The sequence below is a fragment of the Chlamydia sp. 16-02 genome, assembly GCF_042235055.1.
GTDB lineage: Bacteria > Chlamydiota > Chlamydiia > Chlamydiales > Chlamydiaceae > Chlamydia.
This window is the reverse complement of record NZ_CP114172.1, coordinates 336,556-356,726: the sequence shown is the minus strand read 5'-3', so window position 1 is coordinate 356,726 and position 20,171 is coordinate 336,556. Positions and strand designations below refer to the sequence as shown.

Genomic DNA, 20,171 nt, shown 5'->3' with positions numbered 1-20,171 from the left:
ATTTTTTTACAAAAAGTTTTTCTGAATTTCTTAGGATGTCATGCTTTTTAAATGTTATGTCTTAAAATAAGAACTGACTACCGATATCTCCCGAATAGTATTGTGAAGATTTGCGTATCTCTGCGCAGCATTTTGAAAATAGCGTAATGTTATTTAAGATTGCACAATGCATCGACAATTGCGCTGCTAGTGCTTGCCTTGAGAGATTTGTTCCTGAAGTTTTCCATGTAGCAAAAGGTGCGTAGGTGGAGGTAATTGTAGAACATGGATTTTGTCGGAATAGATCTGCAATAAAGGCTACAGATGTTGAGTAGAAAATAGGCCAACGCGAAGTATGTCCTTCCAAACGTACGCCGATTGGTAGGGAGACATTACCTAATTTACTACTGGTAATTTCATGTTTTTTCTCTCCTTCTTCTTTAAATTTCCTTTGATAGGCATAGACACCTTGAAGATTCATAAAGGGAAGGATCTGATGGAAGATATTATGCTCTTCATGGAAATCAAAGGATAGAGAAGATCCTAATTCAGCACCTACACAATGGGTATTCCAATACCCATGAGTAATTTCTGAAGATTTTCGTGTTATCGTGAGTTTATTTTTACTATGGCTGTAGGTTGCTTGAAGATTTAAAATTAGAGGAAGATCTGAAGAAACCTTCGATAAGAATTCAGGACGAGCGAATAGGTTCCCTAAAGACCAATTTAGGATAGGCTTTATAGGTGTGCTATGTTGCAGATATACAGATCCTGCGAGGATATTTTCACGATTTTTTGCTAAGGAGGCATCTTTAGAAACCCCGAACATCTGGAAAAAGCCTATGCTAAAAATATCCTTAGAGGGAGTTTGTTGTGAGAGTCCTAAAGCATAGCCTCCGCTGGTATGACGGAAGCCGCGATTATCTTTATGATGATCTTTATGGAAATAATTAGAAACTTCCGAAACCCATAAGCCATTGCGATATAAGCTACCGTCAGAAACGGTATCCATAAGGTTATGGATACCACGAATCTCTACAAAAGCGTTCCATAGGCTATTGGGCACTAGGGAATTTCCCTGAGAGTCAATAAGACGAGGTCGGTAATGTTTTGGTGTCCAGACAAGATGAGCAATTTTTTCTGCATTCGTTCTTGAACGTGTATTTATTTGTCTCGGTGCTTTTTCTAACCATTCGAGTTTCCAAGATCCTTGATATCCATAAGGATCTGTTGGAACATTCAGATGATCTATTTTTATACGTGCATCGTCTAATTCTGTACTTTCAATTTTAACTAGGGGAATTCTTGTGGAATTCGCTAGTTCTATATTTTCGTAAAAATCTTCATCTTGAATATCGATATTGATAGATCCTGATAAGGACAATTTTTTATCTCTTGATAAGAGTAAAATTTGTCCAGGTTCTCGATGTGATAATGAACGAAATTTTATTTTTGAATCTTTCAGTTTCGGATTTAAAATAAAAAGTTTTACAGGAACAGTGATATTTAGAAATTCAGCATTTTGCTGCACCCTAAGCATTGTGCTTTGATCTAGAATAAACGTTGTATTGGGACGTTGAATGAAATTAAAAATTGAAAGAATTGCTCCTGAATTTAAGTTTAGAGTGCCTCCTGCTAATATCATGTCTTGTGAAATCCTAGACATGTTTATAGAAGCTAAAGAAGAGCATGATCCAATACATTCTCCTGATGAGAATACAACCGTCCCCTTGTATATGTTCCCACCCGTTATTTGATTAATTAGCAGAGGAACGTCAGATACAGATGTTGAGGTAATTGCGTCATAAAATCTTACAGTTCTTCCTTCTCGAGCTCCTATATAGCTAATAAATGCATCATTTTCTAAATGAATGGCATTTTTTTCGAGGTGGCCACCTCTTATTGTAGTATTTCCTGCGAAGGTAATATCTCCTTCTTCAGCAAATAGAGAAAGCTCTCCGTTAGGAGCGATAGCGATAGCCCCGCCACCAGGTCTCGAATTGACATCCCCAGAAGCTGTGTTATCTATGAAATTAGTAGGGCCCATAGCTGTTAGGTGCATTTCCTTAGCATAGATCGCCCCGCCACCGTTTACGGACATATTATTAGAGAAGGTGATTTTCCGATTTCTAGAGAATGATAATGAGCATGTTTTTTGTGATCCTGCAGTAGGTAAACAACAAATCGCTCCTCCCTTATCTGATGAGTAACATCCTGTAAAGAGGATCTCGTCATTGGATCTAAACATTAAAGATCCTTTAGAGATAATTACACTTTTCCCTTTTCTTGAGCCGGTTGGTTCTAAAAATTGCAATTTAGAGAAACACGACATAGTAAAGAAGGTATCCGCAGAATTAAGAATCATCTTACCTTCAGTTGCGGTAGTGATTTTATCAAATGTCAAACTACGGTTGTTCCCGTTAAAGAGAAGATCTCCTTTGGTGTTTTTAAAACAGCTAGTATTTGCGGGTTTGGTAAGCGCAACATTTTGTATCAAAATGTCGTCGGATAAAATATAGGTAGTTCCTTCTTCACTATCAGAAGCTTTAATAGAAAAAGCCGCGTTATTTATGCCGTCAAAATTATCAGCAGAGGTGAGTGTTTTTAACACAGCAGAATATGCTGGTGAAAAACACAAACAGGACATAGCACAGCAGCAAAAAATCCATGGATTAGGTCTTTGCGTCATATGTTATTTCAAAAGTATATTTTCAGAATGTTTTTTTGCTTAGGGGAGGGAAATGAGAAAAAGCCTTTCCTCACATAGAAAAATTTCTGAAATTAATCAAGATCAATAAGGGATGTTTTCTCAAAGATCTTTGTATCTAAAGGGGTAGAGAAAATAGATTTTTCATGAATATATTTCCCCTGCTCCTATAGAGCAGAGGAAATCCTTTAGAAATGGATAGAGCTACCTGCATTAGCGTGATAGCTTCTTGCAGATTTACGTAGCTCAATACTCCCTTGAGCAAATAGTTGGATATAGGAGGTTAGGGCATAATCTCCAGCACCTTGGAATCTTGCTGCATGTCTTTGTAGATTTGTAGCGGTTGTTATCCATGGTGTGGCAACAATATTCGTTACAATTGGTGTTGTTGTATTTTTAGGATTGTGACGATAAGCATCACCTACATAAGCTGCAGAAAGTTCGTAATGGAGATCTTTAGATGCAGAATCTCCATAAACTTTCAGCCCTAAAGGTATAGAAATGTTTGTCAAATAGGTATGATCAAAAGCTCTACGTCTTAAGCCTTTTTCATGGAATCCTTTTTGATATACGTAGACACTTTGTACTTTTACAAACGGCGATGCCATTTGGATAATGCCATCTTTACTCTGTATAGGAATAGCTATAGATGTAGCGATATCACCAGAATAACAATGGTTTTCCCAAGAGCTGTTTGTTTGTGTAGCGTCGAGATATTTTATTTTCATGGAGTTGTCTCCATAAAAATAACCAAATTGTGCTTGGAAGGTTACTGGGAAATCATCAGCTATCTGTTTTAAAATTTTTGGTCTGAATACAGACGTTCCTGCAAGGAATTTTAAAATAGGTAATAGCTCTGTGTCATATTGTGTATACAAAGATCCTGAAAGGATTTTCTCATGAATTCTTGCACCTGCGTAATCTTTCGCTCTTCCAAATAGCTGGCAAAAACCAAAGCTAAATTTAAAACCATGAAGGGATTGAGAGCTTGTCCCTACGGCATAGCCTGAGCTGAAATTTCTGAACTTGCGATTCTTATTTGTTTTCTTGCCTTTTAAGAAGTTAGATAATCCTGCGCCCCAGATATCCTTACCTTGTGCAGAATTTGCTTCTCCTTCAATTAAACATTGGATAGCAGCAACATCAGAAACCATTCCCCATAAGCTATTAGGAACTAAAGAGGTGTAGCTTTGTGTGTCTCCAGGAGTGGGGAGGTAACCTTGCGGTTGCCAACCTAAAGTCGCTACTTTTTCTTTGGCATTTCCAGATCCTTGAGGAGCATCTGCCCAGGTCAATTGCCACACACCCTGATAACCTAAGTGTGACGAGATATCTTGACTAGGTGTGTTGGGACTATTTTCAAGTGTGATAGCTCCACCATTTGTGGATAACTTTATAAATTCTCGATTTAATTGCTTAGCAAGATCTGGATTTTCATAAAATGCGGGGTCAGAAACAGCAAGTGTGATGGCTCCTGTGACTTTGATAGTTCCGGTACTTCCTGTAGTACTAACTCTTGCAAAATCTGATGAATTTACGTTAGTAACACCCACCCATAAGTTTTTTAACTCTATATTTTCTGAAGTCTGTAGTTGTGTATTTTGTTCTAGTAGTACTACAGAAGTATTATCCGTCTGTGTGAAAGATTTTGCAGAAAATAAGGCTCCATCTTCTAAAACAAATGTCCCACCAGCTAGTTCTACAGGTTGTTTTAAGGTGGAGTTGCTAGTTAACGCTTTAGTCTTCGATGCATTTTGCTTTTTACCAGAGAAAACTATAGTACCTTCATAAAGTCTAGGTACTGGTTGAACAGCTGCTGCGGATCTGATTGAAATTGGGCTAGAAGAACCCCCCCCCCCCCCGGAAGGTTGTAATGGAGCATTGATTGTCAGTTTGCTTGCGGTGTCAGCTGAATCATTTGATGTAATTGGATCATAGAAAATGATGGATTGGCCTTTTAAAGCACATAAATCTCCAATTTTAGCAGTTGCTCCAAGATCTATAGCATTAGGCGTACCATTTACTGTATTTCCTTCAAAGATAATATCTCCTAATTCTGCTATCAAAGATATGACGCCGCCATCAGCAATCGCAATGGCCCCGCCTTTTTCTTTAGCTGTATTATTAGTAAATAATGTCTGACCAGTAGCGGTAATGATTAAATCATGAGCATAGATAGCTCCACCACATTTATCAGATGAGTTACCTGAAAATGTTAGACTGTCGTTACCACCGAAGGCGAATGTATTTTGAGCTACTTGTTGTGCTCCAGAATCTGGACCAGCAGGAGCCGCGCTCGGTCCTCCTGGTCCAGGATCGCCAGGCGTACCCCCTGGTCCTCCTGGTTGGGTGGGTGGAGGGTTAGAGGATAAAATCGACGTTTTTGGTAGTGAAATTGTAGTTGTGGGGGATGGTTGTGGCGACACCGGAATCGGAGAGGGGGAAGCAGCTGGTGCTTTATAACAAACTGCTCCACCATTTTCTACGGAATGGTTATTTGAAAACGTAACATTCCCATTATTAATTATCTGTAGTTTAGAATCTTCACAATAAATTGCTCCCTTACCTGTAGCAACGGTAGATACTGGAGAATTCGAGAAAGTAAGATTAATAAAATTTGTTAACAGTAATGTCTTCCCTGAAGCCGTGTTGCTAATGGCTGCACCTTGTGCTGTGAGAGAAATATTTTCAAATGTCAGTGATATAGTTTCTCCTGAGAAATTTAGGTCCCCAGCAGTATTTTTAAAACAATTTCCTTCAGAGCTACCTTGCCCCACATCCGAAGAAGGTTGAGATCCTGATGAACTAGAAGAACTTGCTGCGGTGACCGAAGAAATATTCTTAAAAGAGATATTAGATTTAACAGTATAAGTTGTCCCATCAGCATTACTCGATGACTTAGTAGTAAATGGTTGAGTGTCTGTATTTCCATCAAACCCATTGGTTAGCTCAGTGATGGTTTTACTAGCTCCTGCCGCGGGAGCACTTTGCGGAGCTGATGGAGCTGCTGAAGCATTTTCAGCAAATGCTATGTGGGTGGATAGCAAGGAGGACGAGAGTAAAAACCCATAAACAGAGAGTTTCATGAAGGTATCTTGGGTTATGAGGAACTATCTCGCGAAATAGATAAAAAAATAAAAAATTTCAAGCTTATCGGAGAGGATTTGTGGGGAGGAGGAGAGGCTTCCTGCTCTTAAAGAGCAGGAAGTGAGGGAGATCTAGAAATGTATTTTAGCGCCAAAATCATAGTTATAACTATGAGATGAGGAGCGTAATTCACAGTTGCCTTCTGCGAAAATTTCGATGTTTGGTCTAACAGCGAATCTTCCAGAACCTTGAACAACCACAGCTTTGGTATCTAAGTTGGTGGCTTGTGTAGCCCAAGGAGCTAAGCCTCCAATTAGAAATAGTGTCATACTTTCAGGATTAATGCGAAATACATCATGAACATACATAGCGGATAGATCATAGGCAAGTAGTTCTCTAGGACATACTCCATGGATCTTAATCCCTAGGGGAAGAGCTAGGTTAGCTAAATATGTACTCGAGAATAAGCAGCGACGTAGTCCTTCTTCTGTAAATTTCCTTTGTTCAGAATATACACCTTGGAGTTTGACAAAGGGAGATATGTTTTTAAGTATAGAGGGACATTTGCTCAAAGTATAGACAAATGTGGATCCTAATTCTGCAGCTAAGGAATAGTTAGACCATATTCCTGTTGTTTGCGTTGTATCTGTGTGATTTATTATAAGGTGATTATTGCTATGGCTATAACTTAGCTGAGCATTCATGATAACAGGGATAGAAGGAGATGCTTGAAGTTCAGGAGGGCAATCTGTAGATCCCCCACAAAGGAAGCGCAACATAGGTAGCGAGCCTATGTGATGTGCATAAAAAGATCCTGAAAGTGTTTGATGGTCTACTTGACCATTAGCGTCATCTCTATCCTTACCAAATAGCTGGGAAAATGCTGCGGAAAATACGTTGTCTGATAGCGTATGTTTATTCATACCAATGACATAGCCAGTGTTATTATGTTGGAAGACATAATTTTTTGCAGAGCTATTAGAATGTAGGAAGTTTTTAATCCCCGCAGCCCAGAAACCTTCAGTGCATAGGGAATTTGTTGCTAAAGATTCTACAGTTCTTTCTAAATTACGAATGTCTGAGAAATTTCCCCATAGAGTGTTAACCACTAAAGGAGTAGTGATTTCTTGAGCTCCTCCAAAAGGAATATAGCCTGTAGGTCTCCAATGTATCGTTGCTGTTTTTGTCCCTAAAGTTGTAACGCCAGCATTTGTAGAACCTGGAACCGTTTTCCAATCTATAGTCCAATCACCTTGATATCCACGATGGGAATCGATATTTTTCCTAACAGCTTGGGGGATATCTACTAAGGTAATCTTTGTTATATCTTTATCAGCAAGTGTTAAGAGTTCTTGATCTACATTATGAGCAAGAGATTGATTGTCATAGAAGGTTTCCTGATCTGAGAAGATCCCCAAAGGGCCTTTAATTGTGACGGTATGAGCATTTCCTGATGTAGAGATATTTGCTGCTGTAGGATTTTTGAAGTCATCAAGACGTAACCAAAGTTCTTTAATATCTAGATTTTCTTTTGTTTCTATACTGGATGTTTGATCTAGGATAACTTTAGATCCTGCAGTTTGTGTTAGAGATTTAGCTTCTAGGTGCGCGCCTTTTTCTAAAACCAAAGATCCTGCGGATAGAGTCAGAGGTTGTGTGAATTTAGAAATGTGCTTCATTCTTTTGTGAGGGCTTTCTATATATCTTCCCGAAAAGATTATAGATCCTGTGTAGGTGGTTGCGCCGGCAGCTTTATTAATTTCTAAATTATCAGCAGCAGTTCCTTCAACAACCACAGGATCATAGAATAGAATAGACTGGGATTCTTTAGCTTCTAGTTTTAAGAATTTCCCGTTAGCTCCTACATGAATTGCGTTATTTACCTTATTTCCTGCGTCAGTAATGGTATTCCCTTTAAAGATAATACTTCCGTCATCTGCAGATAGGCTAATCTCCCCAGACCCTACAATAGAAATCGCCCCGCCTTTCTGTGTGGCGTGATTATTTTCGAATAGGGTAGCTCCGCCAGCTTTAAGGACAAATTTCTCTGCATGAATAGCTCCCCCTGTAGTTGCTGAGGAGTTGTTTCTGAATATCATAGATTCATTTTTTTCAAGAGTTAGCGTTGCTGCTGTTGCTCCTGTTTTTGCACAATGGATAGCTCCGCCTGCTGCTGTAGAGTGGTTTGTATCAAAAGTTAACTTCTTATTTTCTTTGATGGTTGTTGATGCCACACTATAAATAGCTGCGTTTCCTGTGGTTGCTTTTGGAGCAGCAATAAAGGATAAGATGTTAAATCCTGACATCGCAAGTGTTTTTGCATCAGTATTATTACTGATAGCAGCTCCTTGAGCTGTGGATATGATATCTTCGAATATTAAAGAGTAATTAGCTCCTGTGAAGGTGATATTCCCCGTAGAATTTTTAAAGCAGCTTGTATTTGCTGGTGTTGTTGATTTTACGTGTTGGATGGTTATATCACCGGTGAGTGTATAGGTAGTACCTCCAGAAGCTGTTGTTTGTTTCGAAGTAAATTGTCCAGCTCCTGTAGAACCATCAAAACTTGTTGAAGATGGTAAGTCGGTAGCGTCTGCAAACGCCATAGATGCGGTAAAAGAAGAAAAGATTAAAAACCCGTAGAGAGAGTTTTTCATAGTACATTCCCTGTTGTTTTATAGGAAAAAATGTTTTCTGCTTTTAGGAGTGGGCATAACCTTAGGAGTGATGCCTACTCAAAAAAGCAGATTAATTCGGTATCAAAGGTGTCATTAAGAGTGTAGATCCCTGATATCAGGGATTTACACTGTTAAAAATGCACCCTACTGCCAAAATCCATGTTGTAGCTATAGGAGGAACGGCGGAATTCTACAGTTCCTTGAGCAAAGATATTGATGTGTGATGTAAGGGAGAGGTTTCCTGATCCTTGCAACAGAGCAGCTTGTTTACCAAGATTTGTTGCTGTTGTTGTCCAGGGGAGCAAACCTCCGGATATTAATGAAGTCACACTCTCAGGATTGCAACGATAGAGATCGGCAATATACATCCCAGTGAGTTCATAAGAGAGACGATGTAGTGATTGTCCTTGGATTTTTAGACCAATTGGTAATGAGAGATTTTTTAAATTACTATTACTAAAAGAGCGTCGTTTTATTCCTTGTTCTTGAAATTGGACTTGATGTGCATAAATCCAATGCAATTTAATAAATGGAGAGACGTATTGGAAGAATGTATGGGAAACATCTAAAGCAAACGGTAAAGAACTTCCAATCTGGGCAGAATACCCATAGGTATTCCATGAACTTGTTGTTTGTGTGCGATCAGAGTATTTTACTGTCATATGATTTCTACCATAGCTATAGCCTAGGAGAGCATCAAAGTTGATAGGGAAATCTTTAGAGATTTTTAATAAGAATCTTGGTTTATACGTTGATGTTCCTGAAAGGAATCGCATAATGGGGAGTAAGTATCTCGAATGCTGAGCATAAAAAGACCCTGAGAAGAATTTATCTTTAGATCTTGCAGATCCAAAGTCTTTAGATCTTCCAAATAGCTGACAGATCCCTATGCTAAATATGTCATCTTGAGGAGTATGTATTTTTCCTCCTGCAATATATCCCGAACTTTTGTGACGAAATCCATGATTATTGTCAGTAGAGCCTTTACGGAAAGAGTTGGTAAGTGAGGAAATCCAAAGGTTATTTCCTGATGATTGAGCATTGGTTTCTATAGCCTGTTGAGCAAAGCGTGTATCTAAGAAGAGATTCCATAAGCTATTAGGAACCAAAGAAGAGGTAAATTCTCCAGTTCCTCCTACAAAAGGAATATATCCGGAGGGTTTCCAAACTAGGGACATCTTTTTATTAGGTTGCATTGGGACGTTGCCAATAACAATCTGAGGTTGTTCTTCCCAAGAAATCGTCCATTTCCCTTGATATCCACGATGGGTTTCCATAGTCATCGTAGGAATATCAGGAATATCATCAACAAGGATGTTGTCTAAACGTTGTGCACCTATATTTAAACATTCGAAAGATAATGTGTTGGCTAAAGCTTCCTGATTGTAAAAGATTTCATCATCGAGGTGCATAACCACAGGCCCACGGACATCGACAGCAGCAGCATCTGCAGTTGCAGTGAGTATTGCAGGAGCATTTACTATATGCTTAAGATCTAAATGAAGATTCTTTATCGAGATATTATTAGCAGTTTCTAATTTGGTTCCAGGATGCATGAACAATAGAGACTTTTGATTCTGCTCGAAAGATTTTGCCTTTATGCATACCTCTTTTTCTAAAATTAAGGTTCCTGCTGCTAGTGTGAGATCTTGAGAGAATGAGGTGAGTTTAGAAACAGGTGAATTTACATAAGATTCTCCTGAGGAAAATACAATTGTCCCTTCATAGGGACTAGCTCCGTTAGGAGCATTGATAGTTAAGCGATCGGCTACATCCCCTGTAGTAGTAATCGGATCATAGAAATAAATAGACTTATTCTTAGCAGCACGTAGCTGAAGAAACTTCGCCCCATCCTCTAGATGAATAGCATTACGGATAGTTTGATTATTTTTGATTACAATATTTCTTTCAAAAGTCAGGTCTCCCTTATCTGCAGATAGACTAATTTCACCATTGGCGGCAATGTTAATAGCCCCGCCCTTATCTCTAGTAACATTAGATTGAAATAAGGTGTTTCCTCCAGTAGATAGGAGCATTTTTTCTGCATAAATTGCTCCTCCAGAAGCTGAGGATAAATTACCTAAAAAGATAAGCTCGCCATTATTTTGTATTGTTAATGTAGGTGATGTTGCACCTGCAGATGTGCTTTTTTCGCAGCAAATAACACTGCCTTTCCCTGAAGATTTATTATAGCCAAAGCTGCATTCAAGATTGTTCTCTACTAACATGGAGCTATTCGAATAAATTGCTCCGTTTCCTGTTTCTGCTCTAGGGCACGTATAGAAAATCAATCTCAAACATCCCGATATGGTAAGAGTCTTAGCATCTGCAGTAGTGCTAATCGCGGCACCTTTTGCTGTTGATATGATATCATCGAAATAGAAAAGTCGACGATTCCCCGTAAAGGTAAGGTCGCCAGCAGAATTAGCAAAGCAGCTTGTGTTTGCTGGATTTAAATTGCTTACCTGTAAAAAGGAAATCGGGCCAGTTAGATTGTATGTAGTTCCGTCAGCATTATTTGTTTGTTTAACATTGAAAGTTTCACTAGAGGAGCCGTTGAATCCAGTTGCAATATTGACAGTATCGGCATCTGCAAGAAGTTCGGTAGCAATGGATAAGGCAAAAGAGGAAAACAGCAAAACCCCATAAATAGAGTTTTTCATTAGTATTCCCTGCATATTTTGCGGCTCTATACGACATAGGGGAAAGCCGAAAATAAAGCAAGAGTTGCTATATATTGATGTGGAAAATATGGGGAATATTCCCTGTTTAATTTAAACAGGGAATATATAAAAATCTTAGAAGCGGACTTTGCCACCAAGATCAAAGTTGTAGCTATATGCAGATCCACGAAGTTCGAATCCTCCGTGTCCAAATAACTCTACATGTTCTGAATAGGTAAAGTTATTAGCAGCACGAACTACAAAAGCATGACGAGCTAAGTTGGTAGCTTTTGTTTCCCAAGCAGCTCCTGTAACAACTAAAGAAGTTGCACAATGGGGATTGTCTCTATAGACATCTGGAGAATAGGCAAGTGTAAGATCGAAAGTATCCTTATTATTCGAAGATACATTTTCAAACTTCACTCCGATAGGTAAAGCTAAGTTCACAAGATGGCTATTTTCAAAAGAACGTCCTTCACTTGTAGGTTCTTGGAAGCTCTCCTGTTCACCGTAGATCATCTGTACCTTCATGAAAGGAACAAATCTTTCAAAGATGTAGGAATCAGGAAGCTCCATAGGGAAGCTTCCGTTAACCTCACCAGCGAAGCAATTAGTTCCCCAGCTACCTTTAACCTCTGGATATGTGAGAGGTTTAGGAGAATAACGCTTTGTATAGCGTGTTTTCATATCATTTTCAGCATGACTGTAGCTAAATAGTACATTGAAAATCATAGGAACATTTTCAGGGAGTTTTGCTAAGAACGAAGAAGGAAATTTCGAGCCTGCTTTAATGAAATAAGCCTGAGGATGTAGCATATGGAAATGTTCAAAGAATAAGGAACCCGCATACACATGCGTGCGGTTTTTAGATACTACATAATCCTTATCATGATCGAAGAGCTGACAAAAAGCTAAAGAAAATAGATCTTCAGTTGGTGTTTGTACGCTAGCACCTACAGCATAGCCAACACCAACGTGACGGTATTTCTTGCTTGTCGTTGTTTTTTTTCTATGTAAGAAATCTGTAATAGCAGCTCCCCAAAGACCACGTTCGTGTTCTAAACCTGTAGCGCTTATGCTCATTAGTTGATGCAAAGCACGCATGTCCGTGAAAGATCCCCATAAGGTATTAGGAACTAACTGAGCTTGACGTTCAGGGTTGGGGAGATAGCCTGTTTCTGTCCAGGTTAGGGTGGCTTTTTGTTCGTTGTTGGCAGTGCCTTGTTGCCAAGCAATTTTCCAATTGCCTTGGTAACCATAGTGAGCTAAGGGTGTATTGGGTGCGGTAGGAATAGTTGGTGCGGTTACAGGAGTTCCTGAGGGTCCCTCTAGTGTTACGGTATTTGCAAAATCGCGAGTTTTGGAGAAAATAGGATACTCGTAACCATTGCCGTCTTCATCTACGAAGCTTATAGCATTAACTGTAAGAGCCTGACCGGTTGTTTGAGAATGGACTTTAGCAGTCGAAGAAGAGGTAACCCCCCCCCCCCCCAACGAGGCGACGTTGATGCCAAGGTCAGGTAGGGTGATGGTTTCTCCACCACTGCTAGGAGTTTGTAGGGTGGTGCCTACGTCCATGATAACAGCAGAGCCGGTTGTTTGCTCGAAAGATTTAGCCTCTAGAGTTACTCCATCTTTAAGAATAAGAGCACCGGCAGATAATGTGACTGGTTGTTTGAATGAGGATTTTAAGTTTTCTGTTACTGTTTTCTCTGTAGGAGATAGGGTTTCTCCTGAGAAAACAATCCTTCCATTATAGTTAGTTGAATTCTCAGTTTTATTAATTTCTAGTTTTGTATTTGTTTCTCCATTGTTGGCTATAGGATCATAGAAGAAAATACCGAAACCATCTTTAGCGCTTAATTTTGTAAATTTACCATTGGTTCCCAGATCTATTGCATTTCTTTTTGTAGATCCTGGACTTCCTGTAGTAATCAGAGTATTACCATCGAAGATAATATCCCCAAGACCTGCTGTTAGGCTGCATTCACCACTTGAGTCTAAACAAATAGCCCCGCCTTTTGGATCAGCAGTAGCGCTAACAGAATTATTTGCAAATATAGTGGTTCCACCAGAAGTAATTGTTAACTTTTTTGCAAATATTGCGCCTCCGCTAACTTGGGATGAGTTCTCCAAAAAGACTAATTGTGTATTACCTTCTAATTTTAAATCAGGATTGTTAGTTGTATCACTGCAATAGATAGCTCCTCCAGAAGAAGTTGCATTTCCTGTTGTTGTGTTTTTTGAAAATTCTACCCTACTATTGCTAGAAATTGTGGTGGTTGAATTTGAATGAATAGCCCCACCTTGTTTTGCGGAAGTATTTCCTGAAAAATTAATAGTTCCTGAGTTGCCTGTAATAGAACTATCCCCTGAAGCATCTATTGCGCCACCATTGTCTGTAGATTTATTTTCTATAAAATTAGCAGTTCCTGAAGTTCCCTTCAAAGTAAGTCCTTTACAAGAAATTGCCCCGCCAGCGGCTGAAGAGCAGTTTTTCTTAAACAGAATATTAAAATCATTATCGAAAGTTGCGGCACCACCGGATTTAATAGCACCTGATCCTGTCACTCCTGGGGGACAAAAAGAGCAGTTAAACATAGAGAATCCTGAAACGGATAAGGTTTTATCAGTAATTGTTTCAATGGCACCAGGTTTATTTGAATCTGTAGTGATATACTCAACACATAAGGAGTGGCCATTACCTATGAATGATAAGTTCCCTGCTGTTTGAGAAAAACAGCTAGTTGTTAAAGCCGTTGGAGTGCCAGCATTAGCAATACATACGTCACCCACGCATATATAGTTTGTACCATCTGCACCTGTGGTTTCCTTGGGTTTAAATACATCATTACCCGCAGTGTTGCCATTAAAATTATCATTAGAAGATAGGGTTTGATTTTCTACTTGAGCAAAACTCAATGAGGTCGAGGCAATTAACCCCGAAGATATTAAGAACCAGTAGACTGGATGTTTCATATTTCATGCTCTGGGTGATTTGAGATAGGCTAAAACGATCACAAAAATATTTAAAAGTCAAGGTGATTGAAGGGGTGTCCCGAGAGGCCCTGTCCCGGAATGGGACAGGGGAGGTGGATGGAATTAGAACTGGATCTTAGATCCAAGGTCTACGTTGTAGGTTCGAGAAGAGCCTCTGAGCTCGAAACCAAACTGACTAAAGATTTCAAAGTTAGAAGATAGGGAAAGATAATTTCCTGCTCTTATAATGAAAGCTTGTCGAGCTAAGTTTGTAGCTTTAGTTAACCAAACAGCTGTGGTTTGGCTAACTAACAGAGAAGTTGTACAATCAGGGTTGCTTCTTGCAAGATCCGGAGCATAAGCCAAAGTTAAGTTGTAAGAAGCATTATCATTGTCTGAAAATCTCTCAAACTTCACGCCAATAGGCATAGAGAGGTTTGTGAGATTACTGCTCTCAAAGTATCTTCCTTCGGTGCTGCTGTTTTCTTTAAAGTCTTCTTGGTGAGCATGAACCAATTGGAATCTTAAGAATGGTGAGTACATATCAAATAAGGAAGAATATTGAGATTCAATAGGCACAGTAGCTCCGAGTTCTACTCCAAAACAATCGTTACCCCAATCACCCTTTATTTCTGAGTATGTTGTTTTTGGAGGAGCATAACGTTGAGTCATGTTAGTCTTCATATCGTTAGACGTATGACTATAAGTTAACTGTGCATTGAGTACTAACGGAGCTTGCGCACCGATAGTATTTTGTAGCAGTCTATCCCAAGCGCTCCAGAATGAAGTATGCTGATAATAGATAGATCCTGCATAGATGTTGGAACTGTTTTTAGATACTAAGTAATCTTTATCTTTACCAAATAATTGGCAGAAAGCGGCACTGAAGATATCTTCAGAAGGCGTTTTTGCAAATGCTCCTAGAACATATCCAGCACTATTGTGACGAAACTTACGTTTCGTAGCAGTGCCGCTTTTGTGTAAGAAATTAGCTAATCCTGATACCCAGAAACCTCTTTGATAGTCAGCGCCATTGACACCAACGTCCATAAGATTTTGAATAGCGCGTACATCTGAGAAAGACCCCCATAATGTATTAGGAACTAAGGGTCCTTGGCGTTCTGGATTGGGGAGGTAACCGGTTTGTGTCCATGTTAGATTAGCTGACTTGGTGTCAGTGCCATTGTTCCAAGCTGTAGTCCAATATCCTTGGTAACCATAATGCGATGAGGGAATATCTGGAGAATTAGATGCTACTGGTGTAGTTGGTGTAGTTCCTGTTGCTGCTTGAATTGTCAATGCTGAAACAAAATCTCGAGTTTTAGAAAATACGGGATATTCGTAACCGTTGCCATCGTTATCAACGAAACTTATAGCTGTAACAGTAATAGCTTTATTTGTTGTTTGAGAGTGAACTTTAGCAGTTGAAGAAGAGGCGACCCCCCCCCCCCCAATGAGGCAACGTTGACACTAAGATCAGTTATAGTAATAGTATCACCATCGGTAGCTGGAGTTTGTAGGGTGGTGCCTACATCCATAATGACAGCAGATCCGGCTGTTTGAGTGAAAGATTTAGCTTCTAAAGTTACTCCATCTTTAAGAATAAGAGCGCCNTGGTGTAGTTCCTGTTGCTGCTTGAATTGTCAATGCTGAAACAAAATCTCGAGTTTTAGAAAATACGGGATATTCGTAACCGTTGCCATCGTTATCAACGAAACTTATAGCTGTAACAGTAATAGCTTTATTTGTTGTTTGAGAGTGAACTTTAGCAGTTGAAGAAGAGGCGACCCCCCCCCCCCCCAATGAGGCAACGTTGACACTAAGATCAGTTATAGTAATAGTATCACCATCGGTAGCTGGAGTTTGTAGGGTGGTGCCTACATCCATAATGACAGCAGATCCGGCTGTTTGAGTGAAAGATTTAGCTTCTAAAGTTACTCCATCTTTAAGAATAAGAGCGCCGGCAGATAATGTGACCTTTTGAGCTAGAGAAGACTTAAGATTCGTTGCTATTTTTTCTTCGTGGGATAGAGTTTCTCCAGAGAAAACAATTTTCCCTGTATAGGTTGAATTTCCATTTGTTTGGTTGATTGTTAAATCATCTGCGGTTCCTGTTGCTGTAATAGGATCGTAGAAAAAAATGCCAAAATTATCTTTAGCATTTAATTTTGTAAATTTCCCATTATTACCTAGATCTATGGCGTTTCTTTTTGTTGATCCAGAGCTACTAGTATCAGTTGTAGTATTACCGTTGAAGATAATATCACCGAGATCGGCGGTGAAACTACATTCACCACTAGTATCTAAACAGATAGCCCCACCTTTAGGATCAGTATCTTTAGAAACAGAGTTATTAGTAAATATGGTGGTCCCCCCAGAAGTTATTGTTAATTTTTTTGCAAATACAGCTCCTCCACTAGTCCCAGAAATATTATTGGAGAAAATAAGAGATTTATTTCCTTCTAATTTTAATTCAGGGGAATTAGATGTATCGCTACAATAAATGGCTCCTCCGGAAGAATCGGAGCTTCCCGTAGTTGTATTCCCTGTAAATGTTACATAATTATTATTGGAGATATTTGTAGTGGAGTTAGAATATATTGCCCCACCATGCTTTGCGGATGAATTCTCAATGAATGTTGTAGAATTCGATGAGTTTTGTAGAGTTAACCCTTTGCAAGAAATTGCCCCGCCATTATCTGTTGAACAATTTTTACGGAAAAGTAATTTAGAGTCATTATCAAGGGTAGTTGTTCCTGCTGATTTGATGGCTCCATGACCTGATGTTCCTGGAGGGCAGAAAGAGCAAGATAATGATGAGAAACCATTAATAGATAAAGTTTTATTGCCTCCACTTACATTAATGGCTGCTGGATTGTTAGCCCCAGCATTGATATTCTCGAAGCATAAGGCGTGTCCATTTCCCTGGAATAGTAAATTTCCTTGACTATCTGTGAAACAACTCTTGCTAAGACCGGTACTGATATTGGCAATACATACATCTCCGGTACAATTATAATTCGTTCCGTCAGCATTAGATGTTTCTTTCGGAGAGAAAGGTGTATTTGCTGAATTATTACCGTTATAACTATCTGATGAGGGTAATACTACTTCTGCTGGAGCTGCAAAGCTTAATGAATTCGAGGCAATTAACCCCGAAGATATTAAGAACCAGTAGACTGGATATTTCATATTTTTATGCTCTGGGTGATTTGAGATTTCTTAAAACGATCACAAAAATATTTAAAAGTCAATAGAATTACAGAGAGTGTTTGGAGAACCCCTGCCCGTAATAGGGCAGGGAAGATGAGAGAAATTAGAACTGGATCTTAGATCCAAGATCTACATTGTAGGTTCGAGAAGAGTCTCTGAGCTCAAAACTAAATTGACTGAAGATTTCGAAATTCTTGCTAAAAGACTTATAATTTCCTGCTCTTATAGCAAAAGCTTGTCTAGCTAAGTTTGTTGCTGTTGTTGTCCAAATAGCTCCAGTAGGATTGGATAGAAGAGAGGTTGTGCAATTAGGATTGCTTCTCACAATATCAGGAACATAAGTAAGTGTTAGATTGTAAGAAGAACGATTGTTTTTAGCAGATTTTTCATATCGTATTCCTATAGGTAGGGAGACATTTGTTAGATGACTATTTTCAAAATGTCTTCCTCTATCATTGTTGTGTTCTTTAAAGTCCTCTTGATGAGCATATACGAACTGAACTTTCATAAACGGAGCATATGTATCAAAGAAAGCGTAGCCTAATTCGATAGGTGCTGTAGCCCCAAACTCTACTGCAATGCAGTCATTACCCCAATCGCCTTTAACTTGTGAATAAATAGTATCTTGAGGAGGAACAGTTCCAGGGGCATTTGTTTTTATCTCATTGGAAGCATGACTATAAGTTAGTTGAGCATCAAGAACTAAAGCTACTTGTAGACCTAAAGCTCTAGTTAATAATCTCTCCCAAGCAGCAAGGGATGAGATATGTTGATAGTAGATAGATCCTGTGTAGATATTAGCAGTATTTTTTGAGACGAGATAATCCTTATCTCGACCAAATAACTGACCAAATGCAGCACTAAATATATCTTCCGAAGCCGTTTGATTAAATACTCCCAAGAGGTATCCAGCGCTATCGTGACGGAACCTCGGTTTTGTTGCGGTACCACTTTTATGTAAAAAGTTTGCTAATCCTGATACCCAGAATCCTCTATGATAATTAGCGCCATTTGCATTAACTTCCATAAGGTTTTGAATAGCTCTTACATCTGAAAAAGCTCCCCATAAGGTATTAGGAACTAAAGTTCCTCGACGTTCAGGAGAGGGGGCATAACCAGTTTTATTCCAAATTAATGTTGCAGTTTTTGTGTCACCGGTTCCTGCCCAGGTTACTGTCCAATTGCCTTGATAGCCATAGTGAGCTGGTGGAACATAATTAGTCAGATTTTGTGCAGGAATATCAGGAGTGCTAGCTGTAGCTGCAGTAATTTCTATACCTGTGAAGGGTTTATCTGTGGCAAGTATAGGGTAGTCATAACCATTACCATTATCATCAACAAAGCTAACCGAATTAATGGTAACTTTCTTTCCGGTTGTTGTTGCTTTAATTTTGGCAGGAGTAGCCACTCCACCATTGCCTAATGAAGCAACATTTATAGAAAGGTTAGTAAGGGTTATACTGTCTCCATCTGTAGATGGTGTTTGTAGTGTTGTACCTAAATCCATGATAACAGAAGAGCCTGCTGTTTGTGTGAAGGATTTGGCTTCTAAAGTTACACCGTCCTTTAGAATCAATGAACCAGAATTTAGGGATGTTTCCTGAATAAGTGTAGACTTAAGGTTATCCGCAACTTTTTTTTCTTCCTGTGTCAGCTTTTCTCCTGAGAAGACAATTTTTCCAGTATAGGTTGAATTCCCATCTGGTTGATTAATAGTTAATCTGGTTGCTTGTGTCCCTGATGATGTCACAGGATCATAAAAGAAAACGCCGAAGCCGTCTTTAGCTCTCAGTTGAGTGAATTTACCATCAGTACCTAGATCTATGGAGTTTCTAGCAGGTGTTTGATCAGTGACTACTGTATTTCCTACAAAAGTAATATCACCAAGATTTGCGGTTAGACTGCATTCTCCGTGAGTGTCTTTTAGACAAATAGCCCCACCTTTAGGTGATGAGGTATGGATAACATAATTATTAGAAAACAAGGTGGGTCCACCAGAAGTAACGGTTAACTTATCAGCATAAATAGCTCCGCCATTTTTTCCTGTTATGTTTCCTGAGAATAAGAGCTTTTTATTATTTTCTAATTTTAATTCTGCATTATTATTTGTTGCATCAGTGCAATCAATAGCTCCACCTGAAAGAGATCCTCCTGAGCTATCATTTGCTGTAAAAATTACACTATTGTTATTGGAGATCGTGGTTGTCCCTGTCGCATAAATAGCGCCGCCGTTTTGTACGGATTGATTGTCTGTAAAATTAGCAGTTCCAGTGACGCCTGTTAACGTGAGTCCTTTACAACTGATTGCTCCACCATTCTCGTTAGATTGATTCTTCTCAAATAGAACATTAAAGGTGTTTTCAAACTTTACTGCTCCTCCCGATTTAATAGCTCCTGCTGCTTGTACAGCTGATTTCTGTGATGGCGGGCAGTAGGAACATGAGAAAGAAGAAAATCCTGAAATAAGCAGAGTTTTGTCAGCTGTTACTTCAATGGCAGCAGGTTTTGGAGTGTTGTTGACAGTATCAATATTCTCAAAGCACAATTTACGCCAATTACCTATAAATGTCAGATCGCCAGTTGATTCAGTAAAACAACTAGTTGTTAGAGGAGTTCTTTTCCCTGCATAGGCAATACAAATATCTCCACTACATCTATAGATAGTTCCCTCATTATTGGATGTAGATCGTGTTGTGAATGTTGCATTCGTGCCATCGTTTCCGTTGAAACTATTTTCGGAAGTTAAGATTTCTTCTGTTGCTGCGGAGAAGCATAAAGAGGTCGAGGCTATCAACCCGAAGGATAAGAACCAACAAACTGGATATTTCATATTTTTAGATCATAGATAGGTTTAGATAGACTAAAACG

7 protein-coding genes and 1 pseudogene are annotated in these 20,171 nt (G+C 39.1%); all 8 read right to left on the bottom strand.

What is annotated here, in order from left to right; genetic code table 11:
- Positions 1-61: 61 nt before the first annotated feature.
- The 8 genes and pseudogenes from O1W70_RS01480 to O1W70_RS01445 all read right to left on the bottom strand — a co-directional run bounded on the left by O1W70_RS01480 (position 62) and on the right by O1W70_RS01445 (position 20,133).
- The gene (locus O1W70_RS01480; RefSeq protein WP_375797251.1) at positions 62-2,668 is read right to left on the bottom strand and encodes a polymorphic outer membrane protein middle domain-containing protein; all 2,607 of its coding nucleotides are present in this window, start codon (positions 2,666-2,668) and stop codon (positions 62-64) included.
- A 206-nt stretch (positions 2,669-2,874) separates the two neighbouring features.
- Positions 2,875-5,772, bottom strand: coding sequence for a polymorphic outer membrane protein middle domain-containing protein (locus tag O1W70_RS01475; protein WP_375797250.1), 2,898 nt, complete (start codon positions 5,770-5,772; stop codon positions 2,875-2,877).
- Positions 5,773-5,904: 132 nt separating this feature from the next.
- Positions 5,905-8,427 (bottom strand): polymorphic outer membrane protein middle domain-containing protein, encoded by a 2,523-nt coding sequence (locus O1W70_RS01470; protein WP_332381686.1) that lies wholly within the window; start codon positions 8,425-8,427, stop codon positions 5,905-5,907.
- Positions 8,428-8,579: 152 nt separating this feature from the next.
- Positions 8,580-11,111 carry an autotransporter domain-containing protein gene (locus tag O1W70_RS01465; RefSeq protein ID WP_332381687.1) on the bottom strand — a complete coding sequence of 844 codons (2,532 nt, stop codon included), beginning with the start codon at positions 11,109-11,111 and terminating at the stop codon, positions 8,580-8,582.
- Positions 11,112-11,246: 135 nt separating this feature from the next.
- Positions 11,247-14,090: a polymorphic outer membrane protein middle domain-containing protein gene (locus O1W70_RS01460; RefSeq protein ID WP_375797249.1), complete on the bottom strand. Its 2,844-nt coding sequence runs from the start codon at positions 14,088-14,090 to the stop codon at positions 11,247-11,249.
- Between the two features lie 123 nt (positions 14,091-14,213).
- Positions 14,214-15,730, bottom strand: a pseudogene (locus O1W70_RS01455) (autotransporter domain-containing protein); the annotation flags it as partial.
- Complete coding sequence (locus O1W70_RS01450; RefSeq protein ID WP_375797248.1) at positions 15,687-17,282, bottom strand: polymorphic outer membrane protein middle domain-containing protein; 1,596 nt, start codon at positions 17,280-17,282, stop codon at positions 15,687-15,689. The gene O1W70_RS01450 and the pseudogene O1W70_RS01455, both read right to left, overlap by 44 nt.
- A gap of 124 nt (positions 17,283-17,406) precedes the next feature.
- Positions 17,407-20,133, bottom strand: a complete 2,727-nt coding sequence (locus O1W70_RS01445) for an autotransporter domain-containing protein (RefSeq protein ID WP_332381690.1) — start codon at positions 20,131-20,133, stop codon at positions 17,407-17,409.
- Positions 20,134-20,171 lie beyond the last annotated feature (38 nt).